This is a genomic window from Caulobacter sp. FV2ye17ST (assembly GCF_058680955.1).
The window spans coordinates 527,592-546,737 of the sequence record NZ_CM178727.1 but is presented as its reverse complement, the minus strand read 5'-3'; the positions used below and the strand labels follow the sequence as shown (position 1 = coordinate 546,737).

Here is a 19,146-nt window from a genome sequence, read left to right as displayed (position 1 = left end):
TTTCCTTACTTCGGACGCTTGGCGCCGTAGAGCGAACGACGCTGCTTACGATCCTTGACACCTTGGGTGTCGAGGACGCCGCGCAGGATGTGATAGCGGACGCCGGGCAAATCCTTGACGCGGCCGCCGCGGATGAGCACCACCGAGTGCTCCTGCAGGTTGTGGCCTTCGCCCGGGATGTAGCAAACGGCTTCGATGCCGGTGGTCAGACGGACCTTGGCGACCTTACGCAGAGCCGAGTTGGGCTTCTTCGGGGTCGTCGTATAGACGCGGGTGCAAACACCGCGACGTTGTGGGCAGCCCTTCAGGGCGGGCACCTTGTTCCGGACCGGCTTAGGCTGGCGCGGCTTACGGATGAGCTGGTTGACGGTAGGCATTAAGTCTCTGCTCTGATGGAAGCGTGTGCCTTTCGGCCGGGGCGCTTCAGGTCCTAGTCATGTATTCCGGCTTGCAAGGCTCCGGATGGAGACCCGATAAACACGAAACTCGCCGGGACGCGGAAAGCGTTCCGGCGGGCTATCCGTCGGTAGGGGACGGGCGCTTATCGTGACGGGCGCAAGGCCCACCTCGAAAGAGCGCGGTATTTACTCGCGAAGTCGATCCGCGTCAACGCCGGTGATTGCGTCGGTTAACGAGGTCTTAAAGGCCACGCTTTCGCCACTTCCGGTCGAGAGGCTGCAGGCCTGATAACCCTTTTGTCGAGTGATCGGTGACCCTGTCAACGGCGCGTTCCCTTCCCCTGAGACGAAGCGCCGTTTTGGCCGGCTCCATCGCCGCCCACGGGCTGGTGCTGGTCCTGCTGGCCTTTCCGCGCATCGAGGCCTTTCCCGACCACTCCAACGACGAGGACGCCCTGACGGTCACCCTGGAGCGGATCGACCGGACGCCGGAGGTCCTGGCCGACTCGCCGGCCGCCAGCGCGCCCAGCCAGATCCAGCCGCGAACGCCTCGCGCCGTCTTCCGCTCGCCCGTGGCGCCGCTGATCGTTCCGGGCCTGCCGGCCGCGCCGCGACGCGGAACGGCCCTGCATCCCGCCCCCCTGCCCGAGGGCCCCAGGGGCGATCTGCGCGCCGCCCTGCGCGGCAGCGGCGTCGGCTGCGCCAATGAGCGCGCGGTCGGGCTGAACCGGCGGGAGGTCGAAAAGTGCCAGGAGCGCTGGGGGGCGGCGGCGCGCAATGCGCCCGCCTACGCCAATGCCCCGCGCAGCGCCGGGGCGGCCATAGACTTCCGTCAACAGTCGCTCGCCCAGGAAGCCAGTCGCGCCTACAGGGAAAGCCCCATGGGCGTGGGCGTGGATCACCGCAGCCGCGACGGCCCGGGCAGGGCCAAGGACATCCCCTTCGTCGGCGGTCTCGAACAGGACGGGTTGGGCAACTCCCGCGACGCGCGCGGCCAGGAACTCTATCTGCTGGGCAAGGCCAAGGAGGTCGAAGCCGCTCGCGCCAAGGCCAGGCGGGAATCAGAACAGCGTTGACGGGGGCTAGGCGACGCGGCGCTGGGACGCCGAGGACGCATCCACCTTGAAGCGGCCGACCAGGCCCGCCAGGCTGTCGGCCTGGGCGACCAGATCGCGGCTGGCGTCGGCCGAGCGGTTGACCATGGCCGCGTTCTGCTGCGTGCCCTGGTCCATCTGGTTGACGGCGGTGTTGACCTCGGTGAGGCCGGCGGCCTGTTCCTGGGCGCTGGCGGCGATCTCGGAAACGCTGCCGTCGATGGCCGCGACCTGGGCGGCGATCTTCTGCAGCGCCTCGCCCGTGCGGCCGACCAGCTTCACCCCGGCTTCAACCTGACGGGTGGAATCGCCGATGTGGGTCTTGATCTCCTTGGCGGCGTCAGCCGAGCGCTGGGCCAGGGCCCGTACTTCCTGGGCCACGACCGCGAAGCCGCGACCGGCCTCACCGGCGCGGGCCGCCTCGACCCCGGCGTTCAGGGCCAGCAGATTGGTCTGGAAGGCGATCTCGTCGATGACGCCGATGATCTGGGCCACCTGGGCTGCTGAAGCCTCCACCCCGTTGATCGCATCGATGGTCTCGCTTACGACCTGGCGCGAGCGGTCGGCTTCGGCCTGGGCTTCGCGTACGGCTTCGCGGGCCCCGCGCGCGCCGTCGGCGGTGCGTTTGACCGTGGCGGTGATCTCGTCGAGGGCGGCGGCGGTCTCTTCCAGGCTGGCGGCCTGCTGCTCGGTGCGGCGCGACAGGTCGCCGGCCTCCGAGGCGATGCCGCCGGCGCCGGCGTGGAGGCCGCCCACGGCGTCGACCACGGCGCCCATGGCGTCCTGCAGACGCGCCACGGTCTGGTTGAAGTCCGCCCGCAGGCCTTCATAGTCGGCCGCGAACGGCGTCTCGATGCGCACGGTCAGGTCGCCCTCGGACAGGCGCCCCAGCCCTTCGGCCAGGCTGGTGACCACCCTGTTCTGGGCCTCGGCCTGGCGGGCGTCGCGATCCCGGGCGGCCAGACGGTCGGCCTGTTCGGCGCCGTCGCGCGCCTCGGCCTGGGCCTGAATGGTCTGCTTTTCCCGGGCGTCGTCACGGAAGGCGTGGACCGCGTCGGCCATCAGGCCGATGTCGTCGCGCCGCCCGGCGAAGGGCAGGCTGACGGTCAGGTCGCCGGCCATCAGCTTGCCCATGGCGTCACGCAGGGTCGACAGCGGCTTCAGTTGACCGCGCACCATCAGCACCGAGGCCGTGGCCCCGGCGGCGCCCAACAGCAGACAGGCCGCCGCCAGGAGACCCAGCTGCTTGTAGACCGGCTGGAAGAAGTCGGCCTGGGGCACGCCGACATACAGGATGCCGATCACCTGGCCGCTGGCGTCCTTGATCGGGTCATAGGCGACGAAAAACGGCCGATCCAGGATCTTGGCCTCGCCGCGATAGGACTCGCCCCGACCCAGCACGGCGTCATGGACCTTTCCCTTGGCCAGGGGCGTGCCGACCGCGCGGCTGCCATCGGGCTTGGTGACATTGGTGGTGATGCGGGTGTCGCCCATGAACACCGTGGCCGTGCCGCCGACCAGGGCCTTGACCCTGTCGACGCCGTCGAAGTCGCCGTTCAGAACCTTGTCGCCCACCATCAAGTTGTCACCCTCGCGGCGGAAGACCGCGCCGCGCTGGCCGATGACGTCCCACGCCACCCGCATGCTGGCTTCCTGCTGGGCGGCGGCCTGATGCTTGGCGAAACCGAGCGAACCGCTGGCGACAATGGCCAGGACCGCAACGGTCAGGACCAGGAAAGCTGCGGCGATGGTCAGACTGACCTTGGTGGAAATGTCCGAGCGCATGGCATCCGTGGGGAGGGGTTAAGCTCCACCACATGCCCAACCCGCGTAAACCAAGACTGAAGATTTTGACGTGGCTCAAATTTCCTCGTCGCCTTGCGACCTTATGCCGCCGGATCCGCCTGAGAACCGCGCATCTTGGGCCGCATGATCAGCCACGGCGTTGGCCCGGCGCGCCACTCCCAACAGGCCAGCATCATGTCCAGATGACTGCGGCAGGTCAGCTGGTCCGGCAAATCGGCCTTCTCCACGCAGGGATCGAGGCGCTTGATATCGTGAGTGGGCGCGAACCGGGCGATGAGACGCTCGGTGACACCCTCGCGGAACCCTGGATGGGTCTCGACGATCACATTGAAGTCGGCCAGGGCCGGATAGAGCTCAGGCTGGAGAATCTCGTCCTCGAACCCCTCCGCATCGATGAAGACCAGAACCCGCCCACGGCCGCGATAGGCGTCGAAGTCCTCGCCCTGAAAGGCTCCGCGAACGATCACCCGCTCTGAAACGCCGTTAGCCGCCGCCAGCAGGCCGCAGCGGCGGCGCGCTGTCTCGTCGATATCGTAGGCGTTGACCGTGACCCCGGGCATCAGGCGCGCAAGGCCAACGGCGTAGTAGCCTTCGGCGCATCCGATATCGATCACGTGATCCAGGCCTTCGACCGCGAACGTCAGGAGATCGGGATGCAACTCGCGCTCATAGACGCCGAGCAGCCGGGGCAGCAGAGCCCCCTCGGCCGCTTTCACCACATAGTCCATGCCGGCGAACGGCCCTGAGCGTACGTGCAGGCCGTCCGCGGCCAGGGTGTTGACCCAAAGCTGCGTGCGCCATTTGACGCCGATCATCATGGCCTTGGCCAGAAGGTCTGCGTCGGAGACCCCCTCCGCGTCGGATATCAGCGCGCGCAACCTGGCCGCATAGTCCGTCGTCAGACCCATCCGCCGCTCTCCCCCGGGTCTGCGACCCGATAGCAAACGAACGAAAACTGAAATCGATCCGCCCGGGCGGGATTCCAGCCGGCCCCGGCCCCGGCGCCGGGCAAAAGAAAAGGCCCGGGATCGCTCCCGGGCCTTTCCGTTCAGTCCGTCAGGTCGAAGCCTAGTCGGCGTCGGCCTTCCTGTTGTCGCGGACGCCTATTCGGCGTCGGCCAGGGCGATGGCCTCGGGCAGAGGCTCCATCGCGTCTTCGCGCTGCTGGGCCAGTTGCTCGTCGCGCTTGGCGGCGACGCGCTGCAGGCTGCGCAGATAGGAACCCGTACCCGCGGGGATCAGACGACCCACGATGACGTTTTCCTTCAGGCCTTCCAGGGTGTCGGTCTTGCCGTGCACCGAGGCTTCGGTCAGGACGCGGGTCGTTTCCTGGAACGACGCGGCCGAGATGAAGCTCTTGGTTTGCAAGCTCGCCTTCGTGATGCCGAGCAGCACGGGCTGGGTGGTGGCCGGACGGCCGCCACGCGAAACCGCGCGGTCCTGCTCGATGTAGAACTCGGGCTTGTCGAGGTGATCGCCCTTGATCAGACCCGTATCGCCCGGCTCGAGGATCTCGACCTTCTGCAGCATCTGACGAACGATCGTCTCGATGTGCTTGTCGTTGATCGGCACGCCTTGCAGTCGGTAAACTTCCTGAATTTCGTCGACCAGGAAGTTGGCCAGGGCCTCGACGCCCAGGATGCGCAGGATGTCGTGCGGATCCGGGTTGCCGTCGATGATGTACTCGCCGCGCGCGATGAAATCGCCATCGTGCACCGCGATGTGCTTGCCCTTGGGGATCAGGAACTCGACCGGTTCGCCCTGGTTGCCGTCAGCGTCGACTTCCGGGGTGATCTTGATACGGCGCTTGTTCTTGTAATCCTTGCCGAATTCGACGCGACCGTCCATTTCCGCGATGACCGCGCAGTCCTTAGGACGGCGGGCTTCGAAGAGTTCGGCGACGCGCGGCAGACCGCCGGTGATGTCGCGGGTCTTGGCGCCTTCGGTGGGGATCCGCGCGATGACCTCGCCCGGCTTGACCATGTCGCCGTCAGCGACGGAGAGAATGGCCCCGACCGACATCAGGTAGCGGGCCTCACCGCCGTTGGCGAGGCGAACATAGGAGCCGTCCTCGGCCAGAACGCCCATGGCGGGACGCAGGTCGGCGGCGCGGGCCGAGGTCCGCCAGTCGGCGATCACGCGTTGCGCGATACCGGTGGCTTCGTCGGTTTCCTCGCGGACGGAGAAGCCGTCCACCAGGTCTTCCGCACGGATCTTGCCGGCCACTTCGGTGATGATCGGGGTGGTGTAGGGGTCCCAATCGGCCAGACGCTGGCCACGCTTCACCTTGTCGCCGTCCTTGATCTTCAGACGCGCGCCGTACGGCGGCTTGTAGTTTTCGCGTTCCTTGCCGTCGACCAGGACGCTCACGGCCGTGTTGCGGCTCATGACGACCAGGAAGCCTTCGGTGCCGACAACGGTGGCGCCGGTCACGCGGACCACACCGTCATTGCTGCTTTCGAAGAACGACTGCTCGGCCACCTGGGCGGTGCCGCCGATGTGGAAGGTCCGCATCGTCAGCTGGGTGCCGGGCTCGCCGATGGACTGGGCGGCGATGACGCCGACCGCTTCACCGATGTTGACCGGGGTACCGCGGGCCAGGTCGCGGCCGTAGCAGGCGCCGCAGACGCCGACCTTGGCTTCGCAGGTCAGGACCGAACGCACCTTCACCGACTGCACGGCGGCCGCTTCGATCGCGTCAGCCATGTTTTCGGTCAGGTAGGTGTCGGCCGGAACGACCAGTTCGCCGGTCGCCGGGTCCTTGATGTCCTCGGCCGAGAAGCGGCCCAGGACGCGCATGCCCAGCGAGACGAGGACGTCACCGCCCTCGACCACGGCGCGCAGGGTGATGCCCCGCGTGGTGCCGCAGTCTTCCTCGACAATGATGCAGTCCTGCGCCACGTCGACCAGACGACGGGTCAGGTAGCCGGAGTTGGCGGTCTTCAGCGCGGTGTCCGCCAGGCCCTTACGGGCGCCGTGGGTCGAGTTGAAGTATTCCTGAACGGTCAGGCCTTCCTTGAAGTTCGAGACGATCGGGGTCTCGATGATCTCGCCCGAGGGCTTGGCCATCAGGCCGCGCATGCCGCCCAGCTGCTTCATCTGGGCCTGCGAACCACGGGCGCCGGAGTGGGCCATCATGTAGATGGAGTTGATCTCCTTCTCGCGGCCGTTCTCGTCCTTATGCTTCATCTGAAGCTCGGCCATCATCTCGTCGGCGACGCGATCGGTGGCCTTGGCCCAGGCGTCAACGACCTTGTTGTACTTCTCACCCTTGGTGATCAGGCCGTCGGCGTACTGCTGCTCATACTCTTCAGCCAGCGTGCGGGTTTCGGCGACGATCGCCTCTTTCCGCTGCGGGATGATGATGTCGTCCTTGCCGAAGGAGATGCCGGCCTTGGCCGCTTCCTTGAAGCCCAGACCCATGATCTGGTCGGCGAAGATGACCGTCGCCTTCTGACCGCAGTGGCGGTAGACGATGTCGATCAGATTGCCGATTTCCTTCTTGGTCAGGGCCTTTTCGATCAGGCGGTGACCAACCTGCGGGTGACGCGGCAGCAGGGCGGCGATCTTCATCCGGCCCGGCGTGGTGTCGATCACGCGGCGACGCGCCACGCCATCGGCGTCCACTTCGGTAAAGCGCGACTTGATCTTGGCGTGCAGGCTGACGACGCCGGCGTCCATGGCGGCTTCGATTTCGCCGAGGTCAGCGAAGATCTTGCCTTCACCCGGCTCACCGTCGCGAGCGACCGACAGATAGTACAGACCCAGGACGATGTCCTGCGACGGCACGATGATCGGGCGACCGTTGGCGGGCGACAGGATGTTGTTGGTCGACATCATCAGGACGCGCGCTTCGAGTTGCGCCTCCAGCGACAGCGGCACGTGGACAGCCATCTGGTCGCCGTCGAAGTCGGCGTTGAAGGCGGCGCAGACCAGCGGGTGCAGCTGGATGGCCTTGCCCTCGATCAGCTTGGGCTCGAACGCCTGGATGCCCAGACGGTGAAGCGTCGGCGCGCGGTTCAGCATCACCGGGTGTTCGCGGATAACCTCTTCGAGGATGTCCCACACCTGGGGCTGTTCGCGCTCGACCATGCGCTTGGACTGCTTGACGGTGCCCGACAGGCCCTTGGCGTCCAGGCGCGCATAGATGAACGGCTTGAACAGCTCGAGCGCCATCTTCTTGGGCAGGCCGCACTCGTGCAGCTTCAGGTCGGGTCCGACCACGATGACCGAACGGCCCGAATAGTCGACGCGCTTGCCCAGCAGGTTCTGACGGAAGCGACCCTGCTTGCCCTTCAGCATGTCGGCCAGCGACTTCAGCGGACGCTTGTTGGCGCCCGTGATGACGCGACCGCGACGGCCGTTGTCGAACAGGGCGTCGACCGACTCCTGCAGCATCCGCTTTTCGTTGCGGATGATGATGTCGGGCGCGCGCAGCTCGATCAGGCGCTTGAGGCGGTTGTTACGGTTGATGACCCGGCGATAGAGGTCGTTCAGGTCGGACGTGGCGAAGCGGCCGCCGTCCAGCGGCACCAGCGGGCGCAGTTCCGGCGGAATGACCGGCACGACCGTCAGAACCATCCACTCGGGGCGGTTGCCCGACTCGGAGAAGGCTTCGAGGATCTTCAGGCGCTTGCTGAACTTCTTCTGCTTCATGTCCGACACGGTGCCGGCCAGCTCTTCGCGCAGGCGGTCGGCTTCCTTGTCGAGGTCGATCGCCTTCAGCAGGTTCTGGATGGCCTCGGCGCCGATCTCGGCGGTGAAGCTGTCATCGCCGTATTCTTCCTGGGCGCGCATGTAGTCGTCCTCGCTGAGCAGCTGGTGCTGCTTCAGCGGGGTCAGGCCCGGCTCGGTGATGATGTAGTATTCGAAGTAGAGGACGCGCTCGATGTCCTTCAGCGGCATGTCGAGCATCATGGCGATACGCGACGGCAGCGACTTCAGGAACCAGATGTGGGCGACCGGCGAGGCCAGTTCGATGTGGCCCATGCGCTCGCGACGGACGCGGGCCAGGGTGACTTCGACGCCGCACTTTTCGCAGATGATGCCCTTGTACTTCATGCGCTTGTACTTGCCGCACAGGCATTCGTAGTCCTTGGTCGGGCCAAAGATACGGGCGCAGAACAGGCCATCACGCTCGGGCTTGAACGTGCGGTAGTTGATGGTTTCAGGCTTCTTGATCTCGCCGAACGACCACGAGCGGATCTTTTCCGGCGAGGCCAGCGAGATGCGGATCTGGTCGAAGGTCGGAGCGGCCTGGACCGGATTGAAGATGTTCAGGACTTCCTGGTTCATCTTGGTTCCTTCTGCGGGATTACCCGCGAAAATTCAAAGTTGGAGAGCGGCTGAGCGAAGGCCCCTCCCCTGCCGTCAGGCAGAGGAGGGCGGTTCGGATCAGCTGTTCTCCAGCTCGACGTTCAGGCCGAGCGAGCGCATTTCCTTGACCAGCACGTTGAAGCTTTCGGGGATACCGGCTTCGAACGTGTCATCGCCACGGACGATCGACTCGTAGACCTTGGTGCGGCCGGCCACGTCGTCGGACTTCACCGTCAGCATTTCCTGCAGGGTGTAGGCCGCGCCGTAGGCTTCCAGAGCCCAGACTTCCATTTCCCCGAAGCGCTGACCGCCGAACTGGGCCTTACCACCCAGCGGCTGTTGCGTGACGAGGGAGTACGGACCGATCGAACGGGCGTGGATCTTGTCGTCGACCAGGTGGTGCAGCTTCAGCATGTAGATGTAGCCGACCGTGACCGGACGCTTGAACTGGTCGCCCGTCTGACCGTCGAACAGGATCGACTGGCCCGAGGGGTCGAGACCCGCCATGCGCAGGTGGTCTTCGATGTCGCCGATGCGCGCGCCGTCGAACACGGGCGTCGCGATCGGAACGCCCTTGCCGAGGTTGCGAGCCAGTTCCACCAGACCCTCTTCGGTGTCGGGCAGTTCTTCGTCGGGACCATAGATCTCGGTCAGGCGTTCAACGAGCGCCTGCTTCTGACCACCGGCCTGCCAGTCTTCCAGCAGAGCGGTGATCTGCTTGCCGAGACCGGCGCAGGCCCAACCCAGGTGGGTTTCGAAGATCTGACCGACGTTCATGCGCGAAGGCACGCCCAGCGGGTTCAGAACGACGTCGACGTGCGTCCCGTCGGCGAGGAACGGCATGTCCTCGATCGGCAGAATGCGCGAAATGACGCCCTTGTTGCCGTGACGGCCGGCCATCTTGTCGCCGGGCTGAAGCTTGCGCTTCACGGCCACGAAGACCTTGACCATCTTCATCACGCCCGGGGGCAGTTCGTCGCCGCGCTGCAGCTTGTCGACCTTGTCCTCGAAGCGACGGTCCAGACGCTTGCGGTTCTCGTCGAACAGACGGCGCAGGCTTTCCAGTTCGCCCATCGCCTTCTCGTCTTCGAGGGCGATCTGCCACCACAGGCCGGGCTGAACGTCAGCCAGGGCCTGAGCGGTGATCTCGCCGCGCGACAGGCCCTTGGGACCCGACAGAGCGACATTACCGATCAGCAGCTCGCGCAGACGGCCCGAGATGTTGCGGTTCAGGATCGCGAATTCGTCGTCGCGGTCCTTGCCCAGACGGTCGATTTCCGAGCGTTCGATGGCCAGGGCGCGTTCGTCCTTGTCGACGCCGTGACGGTTGAACACGCGCACGTCGACGATCGTGCCGGCGACGCCCGGGGGCAGGCGCAGGCTGGTGTCGCGGACGTCCGAGGCCTTTTCGCCGAAGATGGCGCGCAGGAGCTTTTCTTCCGGCGTCATCGGGCTTTCGCCCTTCGGCGTGACCTTGCCGACCAGGATATCGCCCGGCTGGACTTCGGCGCCGATCGCCACGATGCCGGCTTCGTCGAGGTTGCGCAGGGCTTCCTCGCCGACGTTCGGGATGTCGCGGGTGATTTCTTCCGGGCCGAGCTTCGTGTCGCGGGCCATGACTTCGAATTCCTCGATGTGGATCGAGGTGAAGACGTCGTCGCGGACGATGCGTTCGGAGATCAGGATGGAGTCTTCGAAGTTGTAGCCGTTCCAGGGCATGAACGCGACGAGCGCGTTGCGGCCCAGGGCCAGTTCGCCCAGCTCGGTCGAGGGACCGTCGGCGATGATGTCGCCGGCGCTGATCTTGTCGCCCACCTTCACCAGCGGACGCTGGTTGATGCAGGTCGACTGGTTGGAACGCTGGAACTTGCTCAGGCGGTAGATGTCGACGCCCGAACGGGCGGCGTCGGTCTCTTCGGTGGCGCGGACGACGATACGGGTACCGTCGATCTGCTCGACCACGCCCGTGCGCTTGGCCACGACCACGGCGCCGGAGTCGCGGGCGACCACGGCTTCCATGCCGGTGCCGACCAGCGGCGCGTCGGACTGCACCAGAGGCACGGCCTGACGTTGCATGTTCGAGCCCATGAGGGCGCGGTTGGCGTCATCGTTTTCGAGGAAGGGGATCAGGGCCGCGGCCACCGACACGACTTGGCGCGGCGACACGTCCATCAGGTCGACCATCTCCTTTTGCAGGAGCGTGGGTTCGCCGTTGATCCGGCCGGGGACAAGGTCGTCGACGATCTCGCCGTTCAACACCTTGATGTTGGACTGGGCGATGACGTGCTTCGACTCTTCCATGGCCGACATGTAGACGACCTCGTCGAGCGGCTTGCCGTCGGCGACGCGACGGTAAGGGCTCTCGATAAAGCCGTACTTGTTGACGCGGGCGTGGGTGGCCAGCGAGTTGATCAGACCGATGTTCGGGCCTTCCGGCGTTTCAATCGGGCAGATGCGGCCGTAGTGGGTCGGGTGAACGTCGCGGACTTCGAAGCCGGCGCGCTCGCGGGTCAGACCGCCCGGGCCAAGCGCCGAGAGACGACGCTTGTGGGTGATTTCCGACAGCGGGTTGGTTTGGTCCATGAACTGCGACAGCTGCGAGGAGCCGAAGAATTCACGCACCGAGGCCGCGGCCGGCTTGGCGTTGATCAGGTCGTGCGGCATCACGGTGTCGATGTCGACGGACGACATGCGTTCCTTGATGGCGCGTTCCATGCGCAGCAGGCCGACGCGGTACTGGTTTTCCAGCAGTTCGCCGACCGAACGCACCCGGCGGTTGCCCAGGTTGTCGATGTCGTCGATTTCACCGCGACCGTCGCGCAGGCCGACCAGCAGCTTCAGGACGGCCAGCACGTCTTCCTTGCGGAGCACGCGCATCTCGTCCGAAGCGTCCAGCTCCAGGCGCATGTTCATCTTCACGCGGCCCACGGCCGAGAGGTCGTAGCGCTCGGCGTCGAAGAACAGCGACTTGAACATCGCCTCGGCGGCTTCGACGGTCGGCGGCTCGCCCGGACGCATGACGCGATAGATGTCGAACAGCGCGTCCTCGCGGACGGCGTTCTTGTCTACGCGCAGGGTGTTGCGCATGTAGGCGCCGACCGTGACGTGGTCGATGTCCAGCACGTCGATGGTGCTGAAGCCTTGGTCGGCCAGGGCCTGGATCGAGACCACGTCCAGCTCGTCGCCGGCTTCGGCGTAGATCTCGCCGTTCTCGAAGTTGACGGCGTCGCGGGCCAGATAACGGCCGGTCAGGGCCTCGGGCGCCAGCAGCAGGGTCTTGAGGCCGGCGTCAGCCAGCTTCTTGGCCTGACGGGCGGTGATCTTGGTGCCGGCCGGAGCCACTTCTTCGCCGGTGTCGGCGTCGATCAGGGCGAATTCCGGCTTCACGCCGCGCCAGCGCTCGGGCTTGTAAGGGGTGGCCCAGCCTTCAGCCCCGGCCGTGGTGCGCTTCTCGAAGGGCACCACGTCATAGAACGTCGTCAGGATTTCTTCGCCGTCCATGCCCAGGGCATAGAGGAAGGTGGTGGCGGGCAGCTTGCGGCGACGGTCGATGCGGACATAGACCACGTCCTTGGCGTCGAACTCGAAGTCCAGCCACGAGCCGCGATACGGGATCACGCGGGCGGCGAACAGCAGCTTGCCCGAGGCGTGGGTCTTGCCCTTGTCGTGGTCGAAGAACACGCCGGGCGAACGGTGCATCTGCGAGACGATGACCCGCTCGGTGCCGTTGACGATGAAGGTGCCCTTGTCGGTCATGAGCGGGATATCGCCCATGTAGACGTCCTGCTCCTTGATGTCCTTGACGGACCGGGCGCCGGTTTCTTCTTCGGTTTCGAACACGATCAGGCGCAGCTTGACCTTCAGCGGCGCCGCGAAGGTCATGTCGCGCTGGATGCATTCCTCAACGTCGTACTTGGGCTCTTCGAATTCGTACGAGACGTATTCGAGCACCGCGCGCTCGTTGAAATCCTTGATCGGGAAGACGGACTTGAAGACCGCCTCGATGCCTTCGTCCTTGCGCGTGCCCGGACGGACTTCGCGCTGCAGGAACTGTTCGTAGGAGGAGCGCTGAACCTCGATCAGGTTCGGCATCTGCACAGCTTCGGGGATGCGGCCGAAAGACTTCCGGATCCGCTTCTTGCCGGTAAAGGATTGCGCCATGTTTTTCCCTTGGGCGCGGCTCGGCCGCGCCAAATGTTTCGAAGGTCACGTGCGGATACGGAATCCGCGCGCAAATTCGTCTTGATCCTGCGTCCACCCTCGCCGCACCCGCCTGAGACGGGAGCGCCGGACGCTGGAATTCCCCTGACAGGCGACCGGGACCGGTAGACCTGACGGGCGCCCCTTCGCGCGGGTCGGAGGGCGGCTGACCGCGCCTCGGGGCGTAATATGCGGACACGCGCGTGCGCGCTCCGCCGAATGTCTTCGTGAACGGGCGGATATAGGCCAAGCAGCTGTGGATGAAAAGGGGGTTTATTAAGAAACCGCCGTTCCCCTGCCCCAGCCCCCCGTGGCCCAGGCGCTGTGCAGTAGCGCCGCTTCGCCCTTCAGATAACGCGTTATTCCAGCGAGCGCCGCGGACGGTTAGGCCAGGGTTTTATCGCTGACATGATCTCTCAGCTCAGTCGCAATCTCCGAGAAATCAGTAAGTGTGCAAATACATTGTTTAGGTTGCGCACTGTAAATTCTCATCTCGATCAGGGATGTCTATCCGGAGCTTCGAGATGACAGCAGCGACAGGGTGCAGCGGCTGCCGCGACGGCGCAGGCTTCGACATGCCCATCACCATGGCCTTCCAGCCTATCGTCGATGCGTCGACCGGCGCGGTGTTCGCGCACGAAGCCCTGGTTCGCGGCGCGGGCGGCGAAAGCGCGGCCAGCGTGCTGTCCCAGGTCTCGGAGACCAATCGCTACGCCTTCGATCAGCAGTGCCGCGTCACGGCCATCGAGCTGGCCGCCCAGCTGAAGATGGCAGACCAGGGCGCCAACCTGTCGATCAACTTCCTGCCCAACGCCGTCTATGAGCCCCGCGCCTGCATCCGCCTGACCCTGGCGGCGGCGATGCGCTCGGGCTTCCCGATCAATCGCATCATCTTCGAGTTCACCGAGGTGGAGCGGCTCGACACCGACCACATCCTCAACATCCTGCGCAGCTATCGGGCGATGGGCTTCCAGACCGCCATCGACGACTTCGGGGCGGGCTATGCCGGCCTTGGCCTGCTGTCGAAGTTCCAGCCCGACATCGTCAAGCTGGACATGGACCTGATCCGCGACATCGACACGGACACCGTCAAGCAGACGATCGTCGGATCCACCCTGCGCATGCTGCGCGATCTGGGCGTGACCCCACTGTGCGAAGGCGTCGAGACCGTGGGCGAATATGACGTGCTGCGGTCGATGGGCGTCGACCTGATGCAGGGCTATCTGCTGGCCAAGCCGGCCCTGGCCGCGCTGGCTACGCCCGTGCTGCCGGGCCAGACGACAGACATCGCCGCCGTGGCCTGAGGAGCCGGGAGCAGCAGGCTCAGGACGCCAGCGCCGTCTCGATAGCCACGCGTAGCTGACGGTCGGAGACCGGCTTGAACAGAACGCCCGCCGGGTGGTCCAGGGCAATGCGGTCGATCGTGGCCTGCTCGCGCGAGCCGGTGATGAAGATCACCTTGGAACCGACATCCTTGTGGATGGCCAGGGCGGCGTCGACGCCGTCTCCCTCGCCGCGCAGCCGCATGTCCATCAGCACCACGGCCGGTCGATGCTGCCGGGTCAGGGTCACCGCCTCGTCGGCCGTCGCGGCCGTGCCGCAGACCTGCATGCCCATGTCTTCGACCTGCATGCACAGGCCTTCCGCAATCAGGAACTCGTCATCGACCACCAGGACGGTGTTCTGCAACTGACTCATGTCGATAAAGGCCTCGGAACGCGAATCTCGCTTCGGACACCGTTCTCATGGTTCACGGACAATGTCCCGCGCATCTGCTTGACCAGGCCTTCGATAATGGTCGAGCCGAGCGATGTCCGGTCGTGTTCGGGATCCAGGCCCTTGCCATTGTCCGCAACCACCAGCGTCACCAGGCCGGTCTGGTCCTGCTCCAGTATGACCTCGACATGGCCGACACCGTCGGGAAAGGCGTGCTTGAGCGCGTTGGTGACCAGTTCGGTGACGATCAGGCCCAGCGGGATGGCGAAATCCAGGCCAACGGTCAGGGGAACCGCCCGCACGGTGAAGCCGACCTCAGACGGAGGGCCGCTCTGCATGACATTCTGCGTCAGCTCCCTCAGGAAAGGCCCAATGTTGAAGGTCTCCAGATCCAGAGACTCCATCAGCTGGTGATGGACCAGACCCAGGGCGTGGAGGCGGCTGCGCATGTCCGTCAGCGCCTGCTTGGCCTGCGGATCGGCCAGCCGCCGCGCCTGCATCACCATCATGGCGTCGACGATCTGCAGGTTATTCTTCACCCGGTGATACACCTCGCGCAGCAGCAGGTCGCGCTGGGCCAGGGCCCTGGTCAGCTCGGCCGTGCGCTCGGCCACGCGGGCTTCCAGTTCGCCGTTCACACGCGCCAGGTCGGCGGCCGACGGCAGGGCCGCGATCTTCGGCAACAGCGGCCAAAGCACCCCGGCCGTGGCCAGCGACAGGATCGCCGTGATCGTCTTGATCACCGCCTCGACGCCATAGGCCGGATACCAGAGCGTAAGGATGGCCCACAGGTGGGTCGTGCCGCAGGCCAGGATGAAGCCGACGAACAGATAGGCCACCCAGCTGTAGCGGATGTCGGGTCGACGGCGCAGCAGCGAGGCGATGGCCAGGGGAATCGAGAAATAGGCCAGGCCGATCAGGGCGTCGGCGATCACATGGGTGGCGATCAGGCCTGGCGCCCAGCTTAGGCAGAATCCATGGGGCGTCAGCCCCGAGGGATTCATCAGCCAGTCCCAGATCGACATCGCGAACTCCCCGGCGAACTTCGCCCGCGCCCCCAGACGCGGCCGGCTGACGCCAGCAACTCAGCGTCGCCCATCACCATCGTCAAATCGGCACGCGCGTCAAACAGGACGGCCCCGGCGGTTTCCCTCCGGGGCCTTGCAGAAACGGACTATTTCTTGAGAGCCGCCAACAGCGCCTCGGCCGCCGGCTTGGACGAGGCCGGATTTTGTCCGGTGATCAGCAGACCATCGGTCAGGACGTAGGGACCCCAGTCCGGCCCCTTGGAATAGACGCCGCCGTGGGCCTTCAGCATGTCCTCGACCAGGAACGGAACCACGTCGGTCAGGCCCACGCCCTCTTCCTCGGTGTTGGTGAAGCCCGTGACGGTCTTGCCCTTCACCAGAGCCTGACCATCGGGCCCCTTCACATCGCGCAGGACGCCCGGCGCGTGGCAGACGGCGGCCACCGGCTTGCCGGCGGCGATCAGGGCTTCGATCAGGGCGACGGACTTGGCGTCCTCGGCCAGATCCCACAGCGGTCCATGGCCGCCGGGATAGAAGACCGCGTCGAAATCCTCGGCCTTCACCTCGGACAGCTTCACCGTGGCAGCCAGCGCCTTCTGGGCGTCGGGGTCGGCCTTGAAGCGCGCGGTGTCCTCGGTCTGGGCGTCGGGCTCGTCGCTCTTCGGATCCAGCGGAGGCTGGCCGCCGGCGGGCGAGGCCAGGACCAGGGTCGCTCCGGCGTCCTTCAGCACATAGTAGGGCGCGGCGAACTCCTCCAGCCAGAAGCCGGTCTTCTTGCCGGTGTCGCCAAGGCGATCGTGGGAGGTCAGAACCATCAGGATGTTCATAGGGGGCGCTCGCGGGCTGGGAGGGGTACGGCATGTGGTGCGCCTTGGCCCGTCCCCTAAGGGGGCGCGCCGGCGATCACTGATGACCCAACAGAAACCGGGCCCAAAGGTTCACGCCGGGCCGATGCTTTTTGCGCCTGGCCGAAGCGTTCAGCTCTTGCGGAGCGCCTTGGCGGCCAGCGAGACGCCCAGCCCGATCAGGCAGACGAAGAAGGCGATCTTGGCCAGGCCGCCGGCCACGTCGACGACGAAGCCGAGGATGCCGAAGACGATCATCAGGACGAGCAGGATACCGGCGAGCTTGAGCATGGGGGAGAAACGCGCTGGGCGACGATCCGTTGCGCTCACGCCTCCCAAAGTCCGATCGAGCCCTTGGGCCCGCAGAGCAGGCCCTTGCGGGCGGTGATCAGGCGGGCTGTGTTGAACGGCGTTGTCGAGACCCGCTCAAAGGTTTGGCCATCCACGGCGGCGATCGATCCAGCCAGTCCGGTCGCCAGCACGGTGGAGCCCTTGACGGCGAGGCCTGACAGATAGCCGGGCGGAGCGGCGACGGCCTGGAACGTCCGGCTGTTGGGCGCCAGCCAGGCCAGGTTGACGCCGGGGGCGGCCGGCTCCTTGTAGTCACCGCCGCAGACCCACAGGGCCCCGTCCCCTCCGAAGGCGACGGCGAAGGCGCCCCGCGAGGGGGCGTCGGCGCGGATCGGCGTATCCAGCGGGTGGAAGTAGCGGCCGCCGTCCCGCGACAGATAGACCTTGGCCCAGCCCGCGCCGCCGGTGCAGAAGGCGACCAGCCCCCGGGGTCCGACCGCGAGACAGCCGTTACTGGCGGCGAACGCCCCCTCCCCGTCATTGGCCGGCGGCAAGGCGTCCGGCGGCAGGCGGGTCCAGGTTTCGCCGGCGTTGTCGGTATAGAGCACGGTGAAGCGGCCTTCGGTCGGATCACCCAGAATGAAGCCGCGCCGCTTGTCGACGAAGGTCAGGGTGTCCCAGAAGCCGTTGGGGTCGCTGTTGGCGAACAGGCGCGCCCAGGTCCCGCCGCCGTCGGTGGTGCGCCACAGCTGCGAGGCCTCGCCGGGCCCCGCGCTCATGGCCAGGACGTGGCGGTCGGAAAAGGCGTGCAGTCCCCGAAAGTCCAGCGCGTCGAACCCTGTCCCCCGCACCGCCTCCAGCCGTGAGCCCTTGCCGCGCACCAGCCAGCCTTTCGAGCCCGACGCCCAATAGGTCTTGCCCGTCACCGACAGCCCTCGCAGCTCGCTGGGGGTGACCGTGGCCGGCAGCCTGATCACCCCAGGGCCGCGCGGCGGTGCGGCCTGGGCGGGACCCGTCGCGAGGGCCGCGCCCGCCAGGGCCAGCGCGGCCCTCCGCGTGAGAAGCGAACCGGAGAAATCCCGCGCCGGAGCGTCTTGCTGGTCAATCGTCATGACTGCTGGGATACCGAAGGAATGCGCAAACCGCAAAGCCCCGGCGAGCCGCCAAAGAAAACGGCCCCGGAGGTTTCCCTCCGGGGCCGCTGACTTGCTTGGTTCCAAGACCAGCCTCTCCGGAGAGAGGCGGTAAGAACCCATCCACGCCGAAGCGTGGAATGGATTACTTGATTTGGACGGTCGCGCCGGCTTCGGTCAGCTTCTTGGCGACTTCTTCGGCTTGGGCCTTGGAGACGTTTTCGACGACGTTCTGCGGAGCGCCTTCGACCAGGTCCTTGGCTTCCTTCAGGCCGAGGTCCGGACGGACGCCGCGGACTTCCTTGATCACGTTGATCTTCTTGTCGCCACCGGCGGTCAGAACAACGGTGAACTCGGTTTGCTCTTCAGCAGCTTCGACCGGAGCGGCCGGGCCAGCCGGACCAGCGGCGGCGACCGGAGCAGCGGCGGAGACGCCCCACTTTTCTTCCAGCATCTTGGACAGATCGGCGGCTTCGAGGACCGACAGGGTGGACAGTTCTTCAACCAGCTTTTCGAGCTTGGACATGTTCAGTTTCCTAAAACGAATGAGGGATGTACGCGGAGATGACCGTTAGGCGGCGTCTTTGGTCGCATAAGCGTTGAAGACGCGCGCAAGTTGGCCAGCCGGGGCCTGCAGGACGCCAGCGATCTTGGTCGCCGGAGCCTGGATGAGGCCGATAAGCTTGCCACGGATCTGGTCGAGCGACGGCAGCGTGGCCAGAGCCCGCACAGCCGCTTCGTCGAGAACCGTCGTCTGACCCAGGATGCCACCGACCAGCTTCAGCTTGTCGTTTTCCTTGGCGTACTGGGTGACGATCTTGGCGGCGGAGACCGGATCCTTGCCGAAGGCGATGGCGACCGGGCCAGTGAACAGGGCGTCGCCCTTTTCACCGATCGAGCCGTCGAGGGCCTTCTGGACGAGGGTGTTCTTCACCACCTGGAACGTGGCGTCTTCCTTGCGGAGACGGGCACGCAGTTCAGTCATTTCCGCAACGGTCATGCCCGTATAGTGGGTCACGACGACAGCGCCGGCGCCGGCGAATACGCTTTTCAGCGACTCGATCGACTCCTGCTTTTGAGCGCGGTCCATTGCGGTCTCCTACTCAATTACAGCGGCCGGACCATTCCGGCAGCCAAATGCCACGAACATGAGGGATCGCTCCCGCACGCGAGTTGCATCAGCCTGTTCCAAGGAAAGTCAGCCGCGCGTCCCATCCGTGAAGGAGGAAATAGCGTGGGCTTGTCCATCCCTGTCTCCCGACGGCGAGGAAGGGCTCTTCCTCATTTACGGCGTTGGTGACCCCACGCCCCGCTGTTCAC

General features: G+C 65.8%; 14 protein-coding genes. 2 read left to right on the top strand and 12 right to left on the bottom strand.

Annotation, left to right across the window (positions count from 1 at the left end; genetic code table 11):
* Nucleotides 1-5 precede the first annotated feature (5 nt).
* Nucleotides 6-377 carry a 30S ribosomal protein S12 gene (rpsL, locus tag ACW17V_RS02725; protein ID WP_007661566.1) on the bottom strand — a complete coding sequence of 124 codons (372 nt, stop codon included), beginning with the start codon at nucleotides 375-377 and terminating at the stop codon, nucleotides 6-8.
* Nucleotides 378-757: 380 nt separating this feature from the next.
* Here rpsL and ACW17V_RS02720 point away from each other — a divergent pair, with 380 nt between their 5' ends.
* Nucleotides 758-1,474 carry a hypothetical protein gene (locus ACW17V_RS02720; protein ID WP_492107357.1) on the top strand — a complete coding sequence of 239 codons (717 nt, stop codon included), beginning with the start codon at nucleotides 758-760 and terminating at the stop codon, nucleotides 1,472-1,474.
* Between the two features lie 6 nt (nucleotides 1,475-1,480).
* Here the strand turns inward: ACW17V_RS02720 and ACW17V_RS02715 are convergent, their stop codons facing one another.
* The 4 genes from ACW17V_RS02715 to rpoB form a co-directional block, all read right to left on the bottom strand.
* Nucleotides 1,481-3,277: a methyl-accepting chemotaxis protein gene (locus ACW17V_RS02715; protein WP_492107356.1), complete on the bottom strand. Its 1,797-nt coding sequence runs from the start codon at nucleotides 3,275-3,277 to the stop codon at nucleotides 1,481-1,483.
* Between the two features lie 101 nt (nucleotides 3,278-3,378).
* A complete protein-coding gene (locus tag ACW17V_RS02710) occupies nucleotides 3,379-4,206 on the bottom strand; it encodes a class I SAM-dependent methyltransferase (protein WP_492107355.1) in 828 nt (275 codons plus the stop codon).
* 195 nt (nucleotides 4,207-4,401) lie between these two features.
* Nucleotides 4,402-8,592, bottom strand: coding sequence for a DNA-directed RNA polymerase subunit beta' (gene rpoC, locus ACW17V_RS02705; RefSeq protein ID WP_492107354.1), 4,191 nt, complete (start codon nucleotides 8,590-8,592; stop codon nucleotides 4,402-4,404).
* Between the two features lie 99 nt (nucleotides 8,593-8,691).
* Nucleotides 8,692-12,774 carry a DNA-directed RNA polymerase subunit beta gene (gene rpoB / locus ACW17V_RS02700; protein ID WP_492107353.1) on the bottom strand — a complete coding sequence of 1,361 codons (4,083 nt, stop codon included), beginning with the start codon at nucleotides 12,772-12,774 and terminating at the stop codon, nucleotides 8,692-8,694.
* 563 nt (nucleotides 12,775-13,337) lie between these two features.
* On the opposite strand from rpoB, the gene ACW17V_RS02695 reads away from it, so the two are divergent.
* Entirely contained in the window at nucleotides 13,338-14,117 is a 780-nt protein-coding gene (locus ACW17V_RS02695; RefSeq protein WP_492107352.1) for an EAL domain-containing protein, read from the top strand.
* A 19-nt stretch (nucleotides 14,118-14,136) separates the two neighbouring features.
* Here ACW17V_RS02695 and ACW17V_RS02690 read toward each other — a convergent pair whose 3' ends face one another.
* From ACW17V_RS02690 to rplJ, 7 genes are all read right to left on the bottom strand, one after another.
* Complete coding sequence (locus tag ACW17V_RS02690; protein WP_492107351.1) at nucleotides 14,137-14,511, bottom strand: response regulator; 375 nt, start codon at nucleotides 14,509-14,511, stop codon at nucleotides 14,137-14,139.
* The gene (locus ACW17V_RS02685) at nucleotides 14,508-15,554 is read right to left on the bottom strand and encodes a sensor histidine kinase (RefSeq protein ID WP_492107350.1); all 1,047 of its coding nucleotides are present in this window, start codon (nucleotides 15,552-15,554) and stop codon (nucleotides 14,508-14,510) included. Before ACW17V_RS02685 ends, ACW17V_RS02690 begins: the two co-directional genes overlap by 4 nt.
* 149 nt (nucleotides 15,555-15,703) lie before the next feature.
* Nucleotides 15,704-16,372 (bottom strand): type 1 glutamine amidotransferase domain-containing protein, encoded by a 669-nt coding sequence (locus tag ACW17V_RS02680; protein ID WP_492107349.1) that lies wholly within the window; start codon nucleotides 16,370-16,372, stop codon nucleotides 15,704-15,706.
* Between the two features lie 162 nt (nucleotides 16,373-16,534).
* Entirely contained in the window at nucleotides 16,535-16,693 is a 159-nt protein-coding gene (locus tag ACW17V_RS02675; RefSeq protein WP_492107348.1) for a hypothetical protein, read from the bottom strand.
* 35 nt (nucleotides 16,694-16,728) lie between these two features.
* Entirely contained in the window at nucleotides 16,729-17,805 is a 1,077-nt protein-coding gene (locus ACW17V_RS02670) for a WD40/YVTN/BNR-like repeat-containing protein (protein WP_492107347.1), read from the bottom strand.
* A gap of 166 nt (nucleotides 17,806-17,971) precedes the next feature.
* On the bottom strand, nucleotides 17,972-18,352 hold the full coding sequence (rplL, locus tag ACW17V_RS02665) for a 50S ribosomal protein L7/L12 (protein ID WP_035049878.1): 381 nt from the start codon (nucleotides 18,350-18,352) through the stop codon (nucleotides 17,972-17,974).
* A 45-nt stretch (nucleotides 18,353-18,397) separates the two neighbouring features.
* Nucleotides 18,398-18,916 carry a 50S ribosomal protein L10 gene (rplJ, locus tag ACW17V_RS02660; RefSeq protein ID WP_492107346.1) on the bottom strand — a complete coding sequence of 173 codons (519 nt, stop codon included), beginning with the start codon at nucleotides 18,914-18,916 and terminating at the stop codon, nucleotides 18,398-18,400.
* Nucleotides 18,917-19,146: the final 230 nt, after the last annotated feature.